The 18314-nt window shown below is 73.8% G+C and carries 18 protein-coding genes; 11 read left to right on the top strand and 7 right to left on the bottom strand.

Annotated features, from left to right (window positions below; genetic code table 11):
• From ABZV94_RS32945 to ABZV94_RS32975, 7 genes are all read left to right on the top strand, one after another.
• Window positions 1–1412, top strand: a 1412-nt coding sequence (locus ABZV94_RS32945; RefSeq protein WP_356346956.1) for an MXAN_6230/SCO0854 family RING domain-containing protein, incomplete at its 5' end; no start/stop codon positions are given.
• Between the two features lie 90 nt (window positions 1413–1502).
• On the top strand, window positions 1503–1640 hold the full coding sequence (locus tag ABZV94_RS32950) for a hypothetical protein (RefSeq protein WP_356346959.1): 138 nt from the start codon (window positions 1503–1505) through the stop codon (window positions 1638–1640).
• A gap of 132 nt (window positions 1641–1772) precedes the next feature.
• The gene (locus tag ABZV94_RS32955) at window positions 1773–2756 is read left to right on the top strand and encodes a DEDDh family exonuclease (RefSeq protein WP_356346961.1); all 984 of its coding nucleotides are present in this window, start codon (window positions 1773–1775) and stop codon (window positions 2754–2756) included.
• 99 nt (window positions 2757–2855) lie between these two features.
• Entirely contained in the window at window positions 2856–3089 is a 234-nt protein-coding gene (locus tag ABZV94_RS32960) for a hypothetical protein (RefSeq protein WP_059248576.1), read from the top strand.
• Between the two features lie 16 nt (window positions 3090–3105).
• Window positions 3106–3933 (top strand): SURF1 family protein, encoded by an 828-nt coding sequence (locus ABZV94_RS32965; protein WP_356346964.1) that lies wholly within the window; start codon window positions 3106–3108, stop codon window positions 3931–3933.
• Between the two features lie 107 nt (window positions 3934–4040).
• A complete protein-coding gene (locus ABZV94_RS32970; RefSeq protein WP_356346966.1) occupies window positions 4041–5825 on the top strand; it encodes a glycoside hydrolase family 15 protein in 1785 nt (594 codons plus the stop codon).
• Window positions 5826–5830: 5 nt separating this feature from the next.
• Entirely contained in the window at window positions 5831–6586 is a 756-nt protein-coding gene (locus ABZV94_RS32975) for an SDR family oxidoreductase (RefSeq protein ID WP_356346968.1), read from the top strand.
• A gap of 495 nt (window positions 6587–7081) precedes the next feature.
• On the opposite strand, the gene ABZV94_RS32980 is transcribed toward ABZV94_RS32975, so the two are convergent.
• The 4 genes from ABZV94_RS32980 to ABZV94_RS32995 all read right to left on the bottom strand — a co-directional run bounded on the left by ABZV94_RS32980 (window position 7082) and on the right by ABZV94_RS32995 (window position 10943).
• Window positions 7082–7885: an enoyl-CoA hydratase/isomerase family protein gene (locus tag ABZV94_RS32980; RefSeq protein WP_356346970.1), complete on the bottom strand. Its 804-nt coding sequence runs from the start codon at window positions 7883–7885 to the stop codon at window positions 7082–7084.
• Window positions 7886–8002: 117 nt separating this feature from the next.
• The gene (locus tag ABZV94_RS32985; RefSeq protein WP_004002281.1) at window positions 8003–8224 is read right to left on the bottom strand and encodes a helix-turn-helix domain-containing protein; all 222 of its coding nucleotides are present in this window, start codon (window positions 8222–8224) and stop codon (window positions 8003–8005) included.
• 335 nt (window positions 8225–8559) lie between these two features.
• A complete protein-coding gene (locus tag ABZV94_RS32990) occupies window positions 8560–10158 on the bottom strand; it encodes an ABC-F family ATP-binding cassette domain-containing protein (protein ID WP_356346971.1) in 1599 nt (532 codons plus the stop codon).
• Between the two features lie 59 nt (window positions 10159–10217).
• Window positions 10218–10943 (bottom strand): hypothetical protein, encoded by a 726-nt coding sequence (locus ABZV94_RS32995; protein ID WP_356346974.1) that lies wholly within the window; start codon window positions 10941–10943, stop codon window positions 10218–10220.
• Between the two features lie 268 nt (window positions 10944–11211).
• Between ABZV94_RS32995 and ABZV94_RS33000 the strand changes: the two genes are divergently transcribed.
• Entirely contained in the window at window positions 11212–11628 is a 417-nt protein-coding gene (locus ABZV94_RS33000; protein WP_356346976.1) for a VOC family protein, read from the top strand.
• 53 nt (window positions 11629–11681) lie between these two features.
• Here the strand turns inward: ABZV94_RS33000 and ABZV94_RS33005 are convergent, their stop codons facing one another.
• The 3 genes from ABZV94_RS33005 to ABZV94_RS33015 form a co-directional block, all read right to left on the bottom strand.
• Entirely contained in the window at window positions 11682–13100 is a 1419-nt protein-coding gene (locus ABZV94_RS33005; protein ID WP_356346978.1) for a hypothetical protein, read from the bottom strand.
• Between the two features lie 215 nt (window positions 13101–13315).
• The gene (locus ABZV94_RS33010; RefSeq protein ID WP_356346980.1) at window positions 13316–14443 is read right to left on the bottom strand and encodes an alpha/beta fold hydrolase; all 1128 of its coding nucleotides are present in this window, start codon (window positions 14441–14443) and stop codon (window positions 13316–13318) included.
• A gap of 133 nt (window positions 14444–14576) precedes the next feature.
• Window positions 14577–15344, bottom strand: coding sequence for a class II aldolase/adducin family protein (locus tag ABZV94_RS33015; protein ID WP_356346983.1), 768 nt, complete (start codon window positions 15342–15344; stop codon window positions 14577–14579).
• A gap of 179 nt (window positions 15345–15523) precedes the next feature.
• Between ABZV94_RS33015 and ABZV94_RS33020 the strand changes: the two genes are divergently transcribed.
• From ABZV94_RS33020 to ABZV94_RS33030, 3 genes are all read left to right on the top strand, one after another.
• Window positions 15524–16360 (top strand): lysozyme, encoded by an 837-nt coding sequence (locus ABZV94_RS33020; RefSeq protein WP_356346985.1) that lies wholly within the window; start codon window positions 15524–15526, stop codon window positions 16358–16360.
• A 143-nt stretch (window positions 16361–16503) separates the two neighbouring features.
• Window positions 16504–17757, top strand: coding sequence for an inorganic phosphate transporter (locus tag ABZV94_RS33025; protein ID WP_356346987.1), 1254 nt, complete (start codon window positions 16504–16506; stop codon window positions 17755–17757).
• Between the two features lie 34 nt (window positions 17758–17791).
• Window positions 17792–18019 carry a hypothetical protein gene (locus ABZV94_RS33030; protein WP_356346989.1) on the top strand — a complete coding sequence of 76 codons (228 nt, stop codon included), beginning with the start codon at window positions 17792–17794 and terminating at the stop codon, window positions 18017–18019.
• The last annotated feature ends 295 nt before the right edge of the window (window positions 18020–18314 follow it).

Genomic DNA, 18314 nt, shown 5'->3' on the forward strand with positions numbered 1-18314 from the left:
CGCGGGACACCGGCGCCGCGCTCGCCCTGCTGGGGCAGCGGCCGGGCGAACTGCTGCGCCGGCTGGACCATCTGCTGCGCCTGCGCGCACTCGACGAACTGCCCGAGGAGTTCGCCGAGGTGCTGCGGCGGGCGCTGCCCGGGGCCGGTCCCGGCCCGCTGCTGGCCGCGCTGGGCCGGCTGCGCGTCCGCCATCTCCCCGGCGACCGGCGGGTGTTCTTCCCGCGCGGGCAGGTCACGCACGCGTACACGGCCGACGACACGCGCCCGCCGCTCGCCGAGGCGGTCGCCGCGCGCGTGTGCGCGTTGCTGGAGGCGGAGGCGCTGCGCCGCCTGTCCGGCGGGTCCCGGTTCGACCTGGCGGTGCTGGACTCGGCGCTCGCGGGGCTCGCGGTGCCGTCCGCGGAGCGTGCCGCCGCCAAGGCCCTGGTGTCGGTGCCGCGCGGCAGCACCCAGCCCCTGCCCGCCGGTGAGGTGCTGCGCCTGTTCCTGCACTGGACGGAGCCCGAGAGGACCCGGGTGGACCTGGACCTGTCGGTGGCGCTGTACGACGAGGACTGGCAGTTCGCCGGTCTGTGCGACTACACGAACCTCGTGTACGGCGACCGGTGGGCCGTCCACTCCGGCGACCTGACGTCGGCTCCGGCTCCGGACGGCGCCACCGAGTACGTCGACCTGGACCTCGGCGCGCTCGGCGGGCGGGGTGTGCGGTACGCGGTGCCGGTCGTCTTCAGCTTCAACGACATCCCGTTCGAGGAACTGCTGGACGCCTTCGCCGGTTTCATGGCGCTTCCGTCGGCGGCGGAGGAGTCCCGCGGCGCCGGGTACCATCCGCGCGCGGTACGGCAGCGCTACGACCTGGAGGGCGACTCGCGCATCCACGTGCCGATGCTGGTCGACCTGCGCCGGCGCACGTTCCTGTGGACGGACCTGCATCTGCCGTCGGCCGAGGGTTATCAGGACGTGGCCCGGCACCGGGAGACCCTGGGCCGGATCGCCCGGGACCTGTTCGGGTACTTCGCGCACGGGCGTACGACGCTGTGGGAGCTCGCGGTGTGGCACGCGGCGGCGCGCAGCGACGAGGTGCTGGTCGTCCGGCGCGCGCCCGTCGCGGGCACCGCCGACGAGCTGTGGCACTACCGGCGCCGGGACGGTGAGGCGGACACCGCGTTCGCCTCCCGGATACGGGCCCTTGAGGCGCCGGAGCGGCGGGAGCCCGCGGGGAGCACCGCGGACGCCGACGCCCGGGCCGGTGAAACGGCAGCGAAGAAGCACGTGTTGCTCGCCCTCGTGCACGGCGAGGTGGCACCGGAAGGCGCGACCGGGGAGGTGTACCGGCTGCTGCCCGGCCCCACCGACGGCTGCGGGCTCACGTCCCTGACCGCGGGAGACCTGGTGGCCGCGCTCGGGTGAGCGTCGGGAGCGAACCGACGACCGGGACGGGGTGAGCCTCGTGGAAGCACTCCGGACGCCCACGCCGGTGAAGCGGCCGCGAAGAGGCACGTGTTGCTGACCCTCGTGCACGGCGCCGTGGCACCGGAAGGCGCAACCGGGGAGGTGTACCGGCTGCTGCCCGGCCCCACCGACGGCTGCGGGCTCACCTCCCTGACCGCGGGAGACCTGGTGGCCGCGCTCGGGTGAGCCTCGTGGGGGCGCCGGACTCGTCGTCCTTGGGCACGGGTGTGCGGTGGCCGAGCAGGAGGGCGGGAGCGGGTCGTACGGACGGGACCTGAGGGACCGTGCTGTCAGTCGGGGCCCGTATCCTCAGTGACCATGCTCGAAGACCGTGCGACCGCAGTGTCCTCCCCCACCCAGTGGCCGGCCGCGTATCCCCAGGGATACGCGGTCGTTGACGTGGAGACCACCGGCCTGGCCCGGGACGACCGGATCATCTCTGCGGCCGTCTACCGGCTGGACGCGCGCGGTGAGGTCGAGGACCACTGGTACACGCTGGTCAATCCGGAGCGGGATCCGGGCCCCGTGTGGATACACGGTCTGACGAGCGAGACGCTGGCCGGCGCGCCGCTGTTCGCGGACATCGCCGAGGAGTTCGCCGCCCGGCTGGAGGGCCGGGTGCTCGTCGCGCACAACGCCGTCTTCGACTGGCAGATGATCGCGCGGGAGTACGCGCGCGTGCGGCGCGAGGCTCCGGTACGGCAACGGCTGTGCACCATCGCGCTGTCGAAGGAGCTGGGACTGCCGCTGCCCAACCACAAGCTGGAGTCGCTGGCGGCGCACTTCGGGGTCGTGCAGCAGCGGGCGCACCACGCGCTGGACGACGCGCGCGTGCTGGCGGAGGCGTTCCGGCCCAGCCTGCGGGCCGCGGCGGCGGGCGGCGTACGGCTGCCGCTGCTGGAGTGCCGGCCGCTGACGGAGTGGTCGGACCGGCCGGTGCCGCGGCAGGCGTCGGGCGGCTACGGCGGTTACCGGACCGGCGGCTGGCGCCCGTCCCGCAAAAGGCCCGCATGCCCCTATCCCAACCCAGGGCGTTACGAAGACGGCAAACGCCTCAAACAGGGCATGCGGGTGGCCTTCTCCGGCGACACCTCGACCGAGCGCGAACTGCTGGAGGACCGGGCCGTCGAGGCGGGGCTGCACGTCGCCACCAGCATCTCCCGGCTCACCAGCCTGCTGGTGACCAACGACCCCGACTCGGGCACGTCGAAGACGGTGAAGGCCCGGCAGTACGGCACGCCGATCGTGGACGAGGCCGCGTTCGGGCAGCTGCTGGGGGATGTGGAACCCGCCGACGGATAGGGGCACCTCCCGGCGAGTCGTCGTACGATCGGGTGATTGCCCCACGACTCACCCGCCGCCCGCTCGCCGGGGGATCGGCGACGGCCCACCCTGTGGCGCATGGCGACATGCGAAGTGTGCGGCAACGACTACGGAATGACCTTCGAGGTGCACGCGCAGGGCGCGGTGCACGTCTTCGACTGCTTCTCCTGTGCGATCCACCGCATGGCCCCGATCTGCGAGCACTGCCGGGTGCAGATCATCGGCCAGGGCGTGGAGGTGGAGGGCCACTGGTACTGCGGCGCGCACTGCGCCCGCCAGGAGGGGAGGACCGGCATCGTCGACCGGGTCTGACCCGGTACCCGCCTGAATGCGCCCCACGGCCCGGAGGTACCGTCGTGGGGTGCACCGCTACCGCTTCCTGTTGTCCCGCCAGTGGGTGATCCTCACCCTCGTCGCGATCGCGCTGATCCCGACGATGATAAGGCTGGGCTTCTGGCAGCAGCACCGCTACGAGGAGCGCACCGCCCGCAACGACCTGGTCTCCGCCGCGCTGCACGCCGAGCCGGTCCCGGTCGAGCGGCTGACCTCCCCCGGGCACGCCGTGACCCGCGCCGAGAAGTACCGCACGGTCACCGCGACCGGCACCTTCGAGGCCGCGAAGGAGGTCGTGGTCCGGCGCCGGACGAACGCCGACGGCGAGGTCGGATTCCACGTCCTCACCCCGTTCGTCCTCGACGACGGCAAGGTGCTGCTCGTCAACCGCGGCTGGATCCCGGCGAACGGCGCGCAGACCGCCTTCCCGAAGATCCCCGCCCCGCCGGCCGGCCGGACCACCGTCACCGGGCGGCTGATGGCCGACGAGACGACCTCGGCGAGCGGCATCAAGAACGTCGAAGGCCTCCCCGACCGGCAGATCATGCTGATCAACAGCGCGGAGGAGGCCCGGCGGCTCGGTGCGCGGGTGCTCGGCGGCTACATCCAGCAGACGGCGCCCGAGCCCAGGGGCGGTTCACCGGAGCAGATCTCCGACCCGGGCAGCGAGGACGCCCCGCTGAACTACGCGTACATGATCCAGTGGTGGCTGTTCGCGGCGGCCGTGCCGGTCGGCTGGTGGTTCCTGGTCCGGCGGGAGATCCGCGACCGGGAGGAGGCCGCGGCGCAGCAGCCGGAGGAGAGCGAACCGGCCACGGTGTGAGCGGGCGGCACCGCCGGCGATCCGCCACGGTGCCCCCGCGGACCACGGCGTCACTCCCCCGGCGCACCACCTGATTGGCCCCCTGACACGCCGGGAAACCGCATGCCGTGAGCGAGCGCATCGAGGACTACGCCCTCATCGGCGACGAGCAGACCGCGGCCCTGGTCGGCAAGGACGGCTCGATCGACTGGCTGTGCCTGCCGCGCTTCGACTCCGGTGCCTGCTTCGCCCGCCTGCTGGGCGACGACGACCACGGCCACTGGCGGATCGCGCCCGAGGGGGCGGACGTGTGCACCCGCCGCGCCTACCGGAGCGACACCCTCGTGCTCGACACCGAGTGGGAGACCGCCGACGGCGTGGTGCGCGTCACCGACCTGATGCCGCAGCGCGAGCGCGCCCCCGACGTCGTACGGATCGTGGAGGGCGTCAGCGGCCGGGTCACCGTCCGCAGCACGCTGCGCCTGCGCTTCGACTACGGCTCCATCACGCCCTGGGTGCGCCGCTCGGACGGTCACCGGGTCGCCGTCGCCGGGCCGGACTCCGCCTGGCTGCGCTCCGAGCCGGCCGTGCGCACCTGGGGCGAGGACTACGGCACCCACGCGCGGTTCACCATCGAGGAGGGCGAGCGGGTCGCGTTCGTGCTCACCTGGCACCCCTCGCACGAGAAACGCCCGCCGCTCATCGACCCGTACGAGGCACTGGAGAGCAGTGTCACGGACTGGCGGCGCTGGGCCCGCCGCTGCCGGTACGACGGCCCGTACCAGGACGTGGTGGTCCGCTCGCTCCTCACCCTCAAGGCCCTCACCTACGCCCCGACCGGCGGGGTCGTCGCCGCGGCGACCACCTCGCTGCCGGAACAGCCGGGCGGGGTGCGCAACTGGGACTACCGGTACTGCTGGCTGCGCGACTCCACCCTCACGCTCGGCGCGCTGCTCTCGGCCGGCTACCAGGAGGAGGCCGAGGCCTGGCGTGACTGGCTGCTGCGCGCGGTCGCCGGCGACCCGGCCGATCTTCAGATCATGTACGGGGTCGCGGGCGAGCGGCGGCTGCGGGAGACCGAGCTGCCCTGGCTGCCCGGCTTCGCCGGCTCCTCCCCCGTCCGCATCGGCAACGGCGCCGTCGACCAGCTCCAGCTGGACGTGTACGGCGAGGTGATGGACTCGCTCTCGCTGGCCCGCTCCTCGGGCCTGCCCACGAAGCCGCACATGTGGGCCATGCAGCGCTCGCTGATGACGTTCCTGGAGTCGGCCTGGCGGCAGCCGGACGAGGGCCTGTGGGAGGTCCGCGGCGGCCGGCGCCAGTTCGTGCACTCCAAGGTGATGGTGTGGGTGGCCGCCGACCGGGCCGTGCAGACCCTGGAGCGGCACCGGGAGCTGCCGGGCGACCTGGAGGGCTGGCGCAGGCTGCGCGACGAGGTGCACCGGGAGGTGTGCGAGAAGGGCTTCGACCGGGAGCGCAACACCTTCACCCAGTACTACGGCTCCCGTGAGCTCGACGCCTCCCTGCTGCTCATCCCGCGCGTCGGGTTCCTGCCGCCGGACGACCCGCGGGTGGCGGGCACGGTCGACGCGATCCGCGCCGAGCTGGGCCATGACGGCTTCCTGCGCCGCTACGACACCGAGGACTCGGTGATCGACGGCCTGCCCGGCGGCGAGGGCGCCTTCCTGGCCTGCTCGTTCTGGCTGGCCGACGCGCTGCATCTGACCGGCCGGACGAAGGAGGCGCGGGAGCTGTTCGACCGGCTGGTGGGCCTGTGCAACGACGTGGGCCTGCTGGCGGAGGAGTACGACCCGGTGGACGGCTGCCAGCTGGGCAACTTCCCGCAGGCGTTCAGCCACATCGGCCTGGTGAACACCGCGCTGATGCTCTACGGGAGCGACCAGGCAGGATAGGGGCCATGGATCTTGGACTGAAGGACCGGGTGTACGTCGTCACCGGAGCGACGCGCGGGCTGGGCAACGCCACCGCGCGGGAACTCGTCGCCGACGGGGCGAAGGTGGTCATCACCGGCCGGGACGAGCAGAGGGTGGCCGACGCGGCCGCCGGACTGGGCCCGAACGCGGTGGGCGTGGCCGTGGACAACGCCGACGCGGAGGCTCCCGAGCGGCTGATCGCCGCCGCCCGGGAGAACTTCGGCGGCTTCCACGGTGTGCTGGTGAGCGTGGGCGGGCCGCCGCCGGGGTTCGTCGCCGACAACACCGACGAGCAGTGGCGTGCCGCGTTCGAGTCGGTGTTCCTCGGCGCGGTGCGGGTCGCCCGCGCGGCGGCGGCCGAGTTGGAGGAGGGCGGTGTCATCGCCTTCGTGCTGTCGGGCTCGGTGTACGAGCCGATCCCTGGGCTGACCGTGTCCAACGGGCTGCGCCCCGGACTCGCCGGGTTCGCCAAGTCGATCGCCGACGAGCTGGGGCCGCGCGGGATCCGGGTGGTGGGCCTGCTGCCGGGGCGGATCGCCACGGACCGCATGCGCGAGCTGGACGGGCTGTCCGCGGACCCGGAGGCCACCCGCGCCGCGAACGAGTCCCGGATCCCGCTGCGCCGGTACGGCACGCCCGAGGAGTTCGGACGGGTGGCGGCGTTCCTGCTGTCGCCGGCGGCTTCCTATCTGACGGGGGTCATGGTGCCGGTGGACGGGGGCACGCGGCACGGGTTCTAGGAAACGCTGCCGCATCCCGCCCTCTCCGCACGGTGCCCTGGAGCCAGGGACGCGCTCGCGCCGTCGCCGGTGCCGATCAGTTGCTCGGCCGGCCGGCGGCGGCACGGGGCCGCCGGCTGTCGCGCCAGGGCGACCGGCCGCGAGCGGCAGGCCGGTGAGGGCCGGCAGGACACGGTGGGCTCCGCCCGGCGCGCTGCGCGAGGGCCGCTGCGGGTGGCTTCGCCGCCGAGGCCGCGGAACCTGGCCGGTGCCGGCCGCCCGGCCACGAACGGGCGGAGGCGTACGGGTCCCTGGGCGGACCGGGCCGGGCGGTGCACGGCGAGGAGCGCGCCGACGAGACCGCCCGCGGGGAGACGACCGCGCGACCGCCGAGCCGTGGACCCGGCCCGGCATCCCCGCGCGGCCGTACGGGAGGCCCTGCCGGACCGCACGACCGTGCCGGTCCCCGTCACCGCGGTGGGCCGACGAAGGCCGGGTGCCTGACCGGCTGGCGGATCATTCGCCGAGGCCGGCCAGGTCCCGCAGCCGTCGAGTCTGGGCGGCCCGCTCGGCCGCGCGCTGCTCCTCGTACGTCCGGTCGAGGGCACCGCGAAGCAGCGCCTTGGTCTCCACCACCGCGTCCCGTGGCGCGGCCATGATCGCCGCCGCCAGGTCCCGAACCGCCCCGTCCAGTTCCCCGGGGGGCACGGCGAGGTTCGCCAGCCCGCTCGCCACCGCTTCCTCGGCGCCGACGAACCGCCCGGTCACGCAGATCTCCAGCGCGCGGGCGTACCCGACGAGGCCGACCAGCGGGTGGGTGCCGGTCAGATCGGGGACGAGACCGAGGCTGGTCTCGCGCATGGCGAACTGCACGTCGTCGGCGACGACGCGGAGGTCGCAGCCCAGCGCGAGCTGGAAGCCGGCCCCGATGGCATGCCCCTGGACGGCGGCGATGGACACGATGTCGGTCCGCCGCCACCAGGTGAACGCCTCCTGGTATTCGGCGATGGTCGCGTCGATCCCGGCGTCGTCACGGCGCGCGAGGTCGATGAAGGTCGGCTCGCCCGGGATCCCCTCCGGGGTGAACATCTGACGGTCCAGCCCGGCGGAGAAGGACTTGCCCTCGCCGCGCAGCACGACGACCCGGACGGAGCCCGGCAGCAGCCGCCCGGCCTCGGCGAGCGCCCGCCACAGGGCGGGGCTCTGCGCGTTGCGCTTGGCCGGGTTGGTCAGCGTCACCGTGGCGAGCGCGTCGTCGACGGTGAGCCGTACGCCGTCCTTGTCGAGTGCGGGAGCGAGGTCCTGCTCGGGCGAAGCCATGGGGCGCCTCCGATGGGTGCGGTCAGCAGAGCGAAGCTAAGTGACTGCACAGTAACCACCCGGCCGGTCGGTCCGCCGACCGGGTGGCCACCATCGAAGCCGATGGGCCGCCCGGAGTCAGGACGAAGCGGCCTTCTTACCCCGGGTCGCTCCGCCACGCCCACGGAGCGTGACGCCCGACTCACTGAGCATCCGGTGCACGAAGCCATACGAGCGGCCGGTCTCCTCGGCCAGCGCCCGGATGCTCGCACCGGAGTCGTACTTCTTCTTCAGGTCTGCCGCGAGCTTGTCGCGCGCGGCGCCGGTCACCCGGCTGCCCTTCTTCAGAGTCTCGGCCACCCGTGCCTCCTCATGGGAAGTGCGCTCTGGTCTCCTCATGATCACCCCTCTTGGGCGTGATGGCCACCCATTCGGCAAGGTCCGTGAGACATCGTTGTGACGACAGGAGCGCGTCCCCACAAGCGGAACAAGGGATTCCATGGGGTGCGGCCCATAGGGCCGTCCGGGTGGATTCGTGAAGTGCCAGGTCAGGAAGGCACGGCGGCCGATCCCCCGACAGCTGGGGGATCGGCCGGAAAATGCGTGTACGACACACCCCGGTACGAGGAGATCTCACACAGATGATGGATCACCGGTGGGCCGAATGATCCATACTCCGTGGATCAGCCTTTCGATCACGCCAGGGCGACGAGATCCGCGTAGTCGGAGCCCCACAGGTCCTCGACGCCGTCCGGCAGCAGGATGATCCGCTCCGGCTGGAGCGCCTCCACGGCGCCCTCGTCGTGGGTCACGAGGACGACGGCGCCCTTGTAGGTGCGCAGGGCGCCGAGGATCTCCTCGCGGCTGGCCGGGTCCAGGTTGTTGGTCGGCTCGTCCAGGAGCAGCACGTTCGCCGAGGAGACGACGAGCGTGGCGAGGGCCAGCCGGGTCTTCTCGCCGCCGGAGAGGACACCGGCCGGCTTGTCGACGTCGTCGCCGGAGAACAGGAAGGAGCCGAGCACCTTGCGGACCTCGACCAGGTCCATGTCGGGGGCGGCCGAGCGCATGTTCTCCAGGACCGTGCGGTCGGCGTCCAGGGTCTCGTGCTCCTGCGCGTAGTAGCCGAGCTTGAGCCCGTGACCGGGGACGACCCGGCCGGTGTCCGGCGTCTCCACGCCCGCGAGCAGCCGCAGCAGGGTGGTCTTGCCGGCGCCGTTGAGGCCCAGGATGACCACCCGGGACCCCTTGTCGATGGCGAGGTCGACGTCGGTGAAGATCTCCAGCGAGCCGTACGACTTCGACAGTCCCTCGGCCATCAGCGGGGTCTTGCCGCAGGGCGCGGGCTCCGGGAAGCGCAGCTTGGCGACCTTGTCGGACATCCGGACGTCCTCGAGACCGGACAGCAGCTTCTCGGCACGGCGGGCCATGTTCTGCGCGGCGACCGTCTTGGTGGCCTTGGCGCGCATCTTGTCGGCCTGGGCGTTGAGCGCCGCGGCCTTCTTCTCGGCGTTGGCGCGCTCCCGCTTGCGGCGCTTCTCGTCGGCCTCGCGCTGCTGCTGGTACAGCTTCCAGCCCATGTTGTAGATGTCGATCGTGGACCGGTTCGCGTCCAGGTAGAACACCTTGTTGACGACCGTCTCGACCAGGTCGACGTCGTGGGAGATCACGATGAAGCCGCCGCGGTAGGTCTTCAGGTAGTCCCGCAGCCAGATGATCGAGTCCGCGTCGAGGTGGTTCGTCGGCTCGTCCAGGAGCAGCGTGTCCGCGTCGGAGAACAGGATCCGGGCCAGCTCGATACGGCGGCGCTGGCCACCGGAGAGCGTGTGCAGCGGCTGGCCGAGCACCCGGTCGGGCAGGTTCAGGGCGGCGGCGATGGTGGCGGCCTCGGCCTCGGCGGCGTACCCGCCCTTGGTGAGGAACTCCGTCTCCTGGCGCTCGTACTGCCTCAGGGCCTTCTCGCGCGTGGACCCCTTGCCGTTGGCGATGCGCTCCTCGTTCTCGCGCATCTTGCGGATCAGTACGTCGAGTCCGCGCGCGGAGAGGATGCGGTCGCGGGCGAGGATGTCCAGGTCGCCGGTGCGGGGGTCCTGCGGGAGGTAGCCGACCTCGCCGGAGCGGGTGATCGTGCCGCCCGCGGGGATGCCTTCGCCCGCGAGGCACTTGGTGAGGGTGGTCTTGCCTGCGCCGTTGCGGCCGACGAGGCCGATGCGGTCGCCCTTGGCGACACGGAAGGTGGCGTTCTCGATGAGGACGCGCGCACCGGCGCGCAGCTCGATACCGGAGGCGGAGATCACGGACAGACTCCAGGGCGTACAGGGGTTGGCGGGTGGGCGGCTGAGGACGTTCCCGCCGTCTAATGCGCGAGGAGAATGGCCATGGGGGAAAGTCTAACGGGGCCGTGCAAGCGGTTTTCCGCGTCCAGGCGTCCGGAGTGCGGGCTCGGCAGATCGTTGCCCAGCGGGGTGCGGCCGGGCGCGATCCGGCCCAGGTCGTCCAGGGCCACGAGCTGGCCGGTCCACGGGGCGTCCGCGCAGGGCTGGGCGAGGAGCAGGGCCGCGCCCCGGCGGACGGCGCCCTCGGGGCGGAACGCGCAGCCGTTCCGGGCGGGCAGCACCCAGCGCAGGTCGCCGTCGGCGGTGCGGTACGCGGTGACGCGGCGCGGGGTGACGACGGCGAGGATGCCGCGGCCCAGGGGGCGCAGCACGCCGGTGCCGCCCTGGGCCGGGAGCCACTCGGCCGCGTCGGGCAGGGCCCGGTGCCAGCGCACGGACCGCCCGTCGGTGTCGGTGAGCAGACCGTCGTCCCAGAGCGCGATCACCTCCCCGCGCGCGTGCACCACGTCGACGGGACGGTGGCCCGCGCGCGCGTAGCGCCACCGGAGCGCGCCGGTGCGGCTGTCGTGGCCGGCCACGGCACCGTCCCGGACCCGCGCCGCCCAGGCCCCGGCGTCCGGCCCGGCGGTCAGGAGCCGGTCGCCGTAGGGAACCGGCCGCAGCTGCCGGGCCGCGCCGAGCAGGCCGAGGGTGACGACGGCGAGGAGGAGGGCGACGGCGAGGCGGCCCGCGGGCGGAAGTGCCACCTCACCCCCTTTGGGTACCACCGGCTTCGGGTACCACCGGCCCGGATCAGCCGCCCAGCGTAGTCACCGCCGGCCGGGTCGGCGGGGCGGCGGGGCGGGCGGGGTGGGAAGTCCGCCCGTTCGGCGGGGCGGGGCCGTGCGCCGGGTCGCCCGCCGGCGTGCCCGGCCGGTGCCACGGCGCGCTGCGGCCGTTGCGCGGGGGCGTTGTCGGTGGCGGCTGCCAGACTCGGAGAGCAGGGCGGAACCGATGCGCGAAGGAGTGATCGGCATGGCAGGCACGGGTGGCGGCGCACGGCCGGGCATCTGCCCCACGCTGCTGTACGCGGACGCCAGGGCGGCGATCCGGCAGCTCACGGAGGCCCTCGGTTTCACCGAGCTGTCGGTGTACGAGACGCAGGACGGCAAGGTGATGCACGCCGAGCTGGTCCAGAGCGGCGGCGCGGTGATGCTCGGCTCCAAGGGGCGCGGCGGTCTCTTCGACGCGGCGATGAAGGACGCCGGACCCGCCGGGGTGTACGTGGTGGTGGACGACGTGGACGCCCACCACCAGCGGGCCGTGGAGCACGGGGTGGAGATCCTGATGCCGCCGACGGACCAGGACTACGGTGCGCGGGACTACATGGCCAGGGACATCGAGGGGAACGTCTGGAGCTTCGGCACGTACGCCCCCGAGATCGGCGTCTGAGCCGCTCCCCCGCCGCATCCCACGGCATCCCCCGGCATCCCCCGCGCCGCGGCTCAGCCCCCGGTGTGCACCTGGAACGCGGCCCGGCGGACGGCTTTGGCCAGGGCCGGGTCGGGGTGGGCGGCGGCGAGCGCGACCAGGACCTGCACGGTGCGCGGGTGGCCGACGGCGCGGACCTCGTCGAGCAGCTGGGGGACGGTGGGCTGCACCGCGGACTCCAGGTGCCGGACCAGCATCGGCGCCTCGCCGTGGTCGGCGACGGCGGCGGCGGTGTCCACCCACAGCCAGGTGGCCTCCTCCCGGGTGAGCACCTCGTGCGCGTCCTCCGGGTCGACGCCGTCGTGCTCGGCCAGCCACAGCAGGGCGTACGGCCGCAGGGCCGGCTCGTCCACGACGGACCGCACGTCGGGTTCGGCGGGGGCGCCGACGACGCGCAGCGCCTCGAAGGCCAGGCCGCGCAGCAGGGCGTCGTCGCCCCGGGCGGCGGCGATCAGCTCGGTGACGGCGCTGCCGACGGGGCGGGCGGCGAGCCAGGCGCGGTACTCGGCGCGGGCCGCGTTGGGCCGGAGCTGGGCGCAGCCGCGGAGCATGTCCTCGGCGGACTGCTCGATGTTGCCGGCCGGGCTCTGCGCGGCCACGCAGATCTGCTCCAGCTTGACCCAGACCGCCCAGTTGCCGAGCGGGGTGAGGGTGGCCTGGCCGTCGCCGTAGGTGAGCGCGCCGACGCCGGCCAGGGCCCGCAGCGCCCAGTCGAGCAGGGGGGCGAGCGGGGTGTCCGCGACGGGGGCGGGTTCCGCCGGGCCAGGGGCTCCGGCCGGCTGTCCGGTGCCGGGTTCGTAGGCGATCTCGCAGCGTTCGGTGCGCAGTTCGGTGACGCGCTGTTGGAGCAGGTCGAGCAGCTGTTCGACGGGGACCGGTCCGGCGGACAGCTGGAGGAAGGAGAGCACCTGGGGCATGGCCGAGACGACCTCGGCGACGGCGGCCGGCTCGTGTCCGTCGGGTTCGGGGCAGGCGAGGGACCAGGCGTCGAAGAGGGCGACCCAGCCGCGCAGCACGGCGCTGTCGTCGCGGTCCCAGGCGCGCAGTCGCCAGCCGGGGCGCGCGCTGTCGCCGTGCACCTCGACGAGTCCGGCGAGGCGGGCGGTGTCCCAGTCGGCACGGACCTGAGCGGCGCTCAGGCCGAGGTCGGCGGCGGCGCGTTCGGCGGTGGCGTCGGAGAGGGTGGCCTTGCCGTCGGCGGTGGGCCCGTCGCTGCCGGGGCCGAGTGCGGTGTCGGCCCAGCGGGCGACGCGGACCGCGCCGGCCAGCCCGGCGCGGGCCATTCCGGCCAGTTCGGCCGGGGCGGGGGTGCCCTCCGGCGGCCGGGGTGCGGGGCGGCGTGGGCGCCGCTGGTTCACAGCTCTGGGGGCGGCGGCCAGGGGTCGCGGTCGGACGAGTCGGAGCCTGGAGTCGCGCGGGATACGGGACGTCACGGGTGCAGTCTTGCGGTTGACGGTCCGAAAACCCAAACGGAATGTCACGGCGGGCGACGGGGCTGGCCAACGCACCGGGTGCGGGCCGGGCCCGGGGGCCACGATCTCGCCCGTCGTACGACGCTAAACGGAATGTTTCCCGCCGGTGTCGGCGGGTCCGGGGTGCCCGGGCGTCCCGTCAGCCGGGCGGCCCGGGCCCGACCCCGGCTCGACGGTCACATCAGCGGTGTCAGGAACCGCCGCAGCCGCTCCTCGTACTCCTCGGGGTCCGCGTTCCACATCGCCGCGTGCGGGGCGTGCGCGACGGTGTGCAGGGCGACCAGGTCGGCGCGGCGCCGGGCGAGCCTGCGGGAGAACTCCCAGGGGGCGACGCGGTCGTCCGGGCCGTGGATGATCAGGGTGGGGACCCGCAGCCGGTCGGGGTCGGCGGTCTCGGCGACCCGGTCGGCGTGCAGTCCGGCCCGGCCCTGCGCGGCCCGCACGGCGAGCGGCAGCAGCGGCTGCGGGGTGTGGCGGGCCCTGGCCAGGGCCCGCAGCGTGGCCTCCCAGCTGAGCACGGGCGAGTCCAGGACGAGTCCGGCGATGCGGTCCCGGACCGCGGAGTGCTCGGCGGCGCGCAGGGCCATGGTGGCGCCGGTGGACCAGCCGAGCAGGACGACCCGGCGGGCGCCGTGGCCGACGGCGTGGCGGATCGCCGCCTCGACGTCCCGCCACTCGGTCTCGCCGAGGTGGTTCAGGCCGTCCGGCGGGCGCGGGGCGCCGAGGTCGCCGCGGTAGGCGAGGGCGAGGACGGGCAGCCGGCGGCCGTGCAGGAAGCCCATCACGTTCATGGCCTGTTCCCGGGTGGCGCCGAGGCCGTGCACGGCGATCACCCAGGTGTCCCGCCCGCCGGGCAGGAACCAGGCGGGCAGGGTGCCCAGCTCGCCCCGCACGTCGACATCGGTGTGGTCCAGGCCGAGGGCGGAGCCGGGGTCGCCCACGTACAGGTTGGGGGTGAGCCAGACCGCGTCGCCGGGGGCGAAGGTGCCGTGGGTGACGCGTTCCAGACGTCGTACGACCGTGTCGGCGGTGTGCCGGGCCCCCTCCAGGACGGGACCGACGACCGCGTGGGAGCCGTCGCCGGCGAGGCCGTAGGTCCCGGGGCGCAGGGTTGCCAGGTCGCGGGTGAGCGTGATCTGGCCGGCGGCCGTGCCGTGCACGGTGAGGCGGGGCTCGGTGGGCAGCGGGCGGCCCGCCGGGGCCTTCAGCGCGGCGTCGCTGGCGAGCCGGCCCGCGGCGACGGACGCCATGCCGGCGGCCAGGACCGCGGCGAGTCCGGCGGCGGTGGCTTTGACGGTGCGCACGGCTCCAGTGTCGGCGGGGCCGCGGCCACCGGCCAGCGGAGGGGAGGACCGCCCGGGTGCGGGCGGGCGCGGCACCGCCGAGTGCGTACGTCGTGGCCGGCCGCCGTCGCGGCGGATCAAGGGCAGCAAGGGGTCACCTCCGTTGGCCGTACCCCTTCAAGCGTTCCCCGACCTCGGCCAGTTGTGCCTCCGTGAGCAGAGACGGGGTCAGGCCCGGCACGCTGGACGCCGTCAGCCACAGGCGGCACATCCACTCCAGCTGGGCCGTGCGGTCGTAGGCCTGGTCGAGGGTGGTGCCGTAGGTGATCGTGCCGTGGTTTCGGAGCAGGCAACCGGAGCGGCCGGCGAGGGCGCGGAGCATGTTCGCGGCCAGTTCGTCGGTGCCGTAGGTGGCGTAGTCGGCGACCCGGACGGGGCCGCCGAGGGCGACGGTCATGTAGTGGACCGGCGGCAGCTCGGTCACGAGCGTGGAGACCGCGGTCGCGTGCACGGCGTGGGTGTGGACGACGGCCCGGGCGTCGGTGGTGCGGTAGACGGCGAGGTGCATGGGCAGCTCGCTGGTCGGCACCAGTGTGCCGAGGACCTGGCGTCCGGTGAGGTCGACGCCGGTGATGTCGTCCGGGGTGAGCCGGTCGTAGGGGACTCCCGACGGGGTGACCAGCACGAGGTCCCCGACGCGGGCGGAGACGTTGCCGGAGGTGCCGACCACCAGTCCGTCGGCGACGGTCCGGCGCGCGGTCGCGACCAGTTCCGTCCAGAGCCGCGCCTCGTCCGGACGTACCCGCCCTCGCCGCGCGTCCCCCTGCCCGCCGTCCCGCCCCGTGTCCTGTCCCTCGCCCTGTGGCACGTCCTGCCCCCCGCCCGGGTGCCCGTCGTCCGTGTTCCGCAGCGCTTCAGCCATGCCGTGATCCTGCCAGCCGGACCGGCGAAGAGCGGCCGGGCCGGTCGCCTCCGAGGGGAAACGATACGGCCGAACGGGCGGATCTCCCGCCGAAACGCCATACATCGTCCCGGATGCGGTGATCAGCGGGCCTTCAATGATCCCTCTTGCCGACCGGACAACCACCCCGGGGGAGACGCATGGCCCGTGAACGCACCCTTGTCCGCCACCGCGCCGGCGTCCTCGCGGCGGCCACGGCGGCCCTCGCCCTCGCCACCGCCGCGACCGCGTCGGCCGGACCGCTCGGGCCGACCGGGGGACCGGACACGGCCGCGCCGCCGGCCCCGGGCGCGCTGTCGGTGCTGCCGGGGCTGTCCGCGCTGCCGCTGCTGTCCACGACCCTGCCCAGGGGCCACGACGTGTCGTCCCACCAGAGGGGGGTCGACTGGGCGGCCGCGCGGGCGAAGGGCGCGCGGTTCGTCTACGTCAAGGCGACCGAGGCCACGAACTACCGCAATCCCTACTTCTCCGGGCAGTACTCCGGGGCACGCGAGGCCGGCCTGATCCGGGGCGCGTACCACTTCGCCCGGCCCGACCGGTCCTCCGGCGCCGAGCAGGCCGGGTACTTCGTGCGGCACGGCGGCGGCTGGCGGGCGGACGGCTGGACGCTGCCGCCCGCGCTGGACATCGAATACAACCCGTACGACGCGAAGCACAAGTGCTACGGGCTGGGCAAGGCCCGGATGGTCCGCTGGATCCGGTCGTTCAGCGACGAGATCAAGAAGGAGACCGGCCGCCGTCCGGTGATCTACACCACCACCCAGTGGTGGAAGCTGTGCACGGGGAACAGCCGCGCCTTCTCGTCCTCGCACGCCCTGTGGATCGCCCGCCACGGCACCGCGCGGCCGGGCGCGCTGCCGGGCGGCTGGCGGTACTGGACGTTCTGGCAGCACGCCGTCAAGGGCAGGCTGCCGGGTGACCAGAATCTCTTCAACGGCTCCCTGAGCCGGCTGCGGATCTTCGCGCGCGGCCACTAGCCAAGGCGCGCTTGGGCCGACGGCACGAAACGGAACCTCGTGCGCGCGTTACTGACACCCCCACGCCCGCCTCAGTTCATCTTCCGTTCACCCAGGTTGCCTACGTTCGTCCAGCCAATGACCTCGAACGATTGCCTGGGTAAATGGAAAGCTTCTCGCTGATCCTCGCGATTGTGGTGGTAACCGCACTCGCGTTCGATTTCACGAACGGTTTCCACGACACCGCGAACGCGATGGCCACCACCATCTCCACAGGCGCCCTGAAGCCGAAGATCGCGGTTGCCATGTCCGCCGTCCTCAACCTTGTGGGCGCCTTCCTCTCCGTGGAGGTCGCGAACACGATCTCCAAGGGTCTCGTCGACGAGACCGGCATCCGTCCCGAGGTCATCTTCGCCGCCCTGGTCGGCGCGATCCTCTGGAACCTGCTGACCTGGCTGGTGGGCCTGCCCTCCAGTTCCTCGCACGCCCTGATGGGCGGCCTGGTCGGCGCCACCGTCGCCTCCGCCGGGTTCGGCGCCGTCCACGGCGACGTCCTGGTCACCAAGGTGCTGCTCCCGGCCGTCGCCGCGCCGGTCGTCGCGGGCCTCGCCTCGCTGCTGGCCACGCGGTTCTCCTACGGCGTCGGCGGCACCGCCGACGGCGAGGCCACCCGCAAGGGCTACCGCGCCGGCCAGATCGCCTCCGCCGGCCTGGTCTCCCTCGCCCACGGCACCAACGACGCGCAGAAGACGATGGGCATCATCACCCTCGCCCTCGTCGCGGGCGGCTCCATCGCCCCCGGCTCCAACCCTCCCACCTGGGTGATCCTCTCCGCGGGCCTGGCCATCGCGCTCGGCACCTACATCGGCGGCTGGCGCATCATCCGCACCATGGGCAAGGGCCTGACCGACCTGGAGCCGCGCCAGGGCTTCGCCGCCCAGACCAGCGCCGCGACCGCCATCCTGGCCTCCTCCCACCTCGGCTTCTCCCTCTCCACCACGCACGTCGTCTCCGGCTCGGTGATGGGCGCGGGCCTCGGCCGCAAGGGCGGCGTGGTCCGCTGGTCCACCGCGACCCGCATGGTCGTCGCCTGGGTGCTGACCCTCCCCGCCGCCGCGCTGGTCGGCGCGGGCGCCGAGTCCGTCACCGACCTCGGTGACTGGGGCACCGCCGTCGTCGCCGTCTTCCTGGTCGCCGCGAGCGCCGCGATCTGGAAGGTCTCCCGCCGCGAGGTCGTCGACCACACCAACGTGGTGGAGGAGACCGGCGAGCCGGCCGGTGTGGTCACCACCGCCATCGCCGCCGTGGCCCCGCCGCCGGCGGGCGTGGTCTCCGAGGACCTGACGGCCACCATCCCGGCCCCGGCCACCGAGCCCTCCCCCGCCGCCCCGGCCGCCCCGCCGGCCGCCGCGGTCTGACCCCGCGCACACGGTTACTGAAGGAAGCATCCCCATGAAGATCGACTGGGCGGCCCTCGGCTCCGTCTTCGGCGTCAGCCTCGCGTTCACGGTGGGCCTGGTGGTCCTGTTCACCCTCGGCATCAACGGCCTGTCGCGCCGCGAGAAGGCCGCGGCCCGGGGCGGGTCCGCCGCCCTCGCCGTCACCGGCGCCTACGTGTGCTTCGCGGCCTGCGCCGCGGCGGCGGCCTACGGGATCCACCTCATCGTCGTCAAACCCTGACCGCTCGACACCCGAACGACCGGCCCCGCCGGGCCACCGCCAACCGCGGCACCGGCGGGGCCGACGCACGTCCACGCACCGGCCCTGACCCACCGTCGGCCGGACCGGCGATGTGGGCCTCAGCACAGTCCGGCGTCCCAGGACAGCCGCCACCCGCGCCGACGTGCGCTACGCAACCTGCGCCGCGGCAGCGGCCTACGGGATCCACCTCATCGTCGTCAAACCCTGACCGCTCGACACCCGAACGACCGGCCCCGCCGGGCCACCGCCAACCGCGGCACCGGCGGGGCCGACG

This window comes from Streptomyces sp. NPDC004658, assembly GCF_040609555.1.
Classification (GTDB): domain Bacteria; phylum Actinomycetota; class Actinomycetes; order Streptomycetales; family Streptomycetaceae; genus Streptomyces.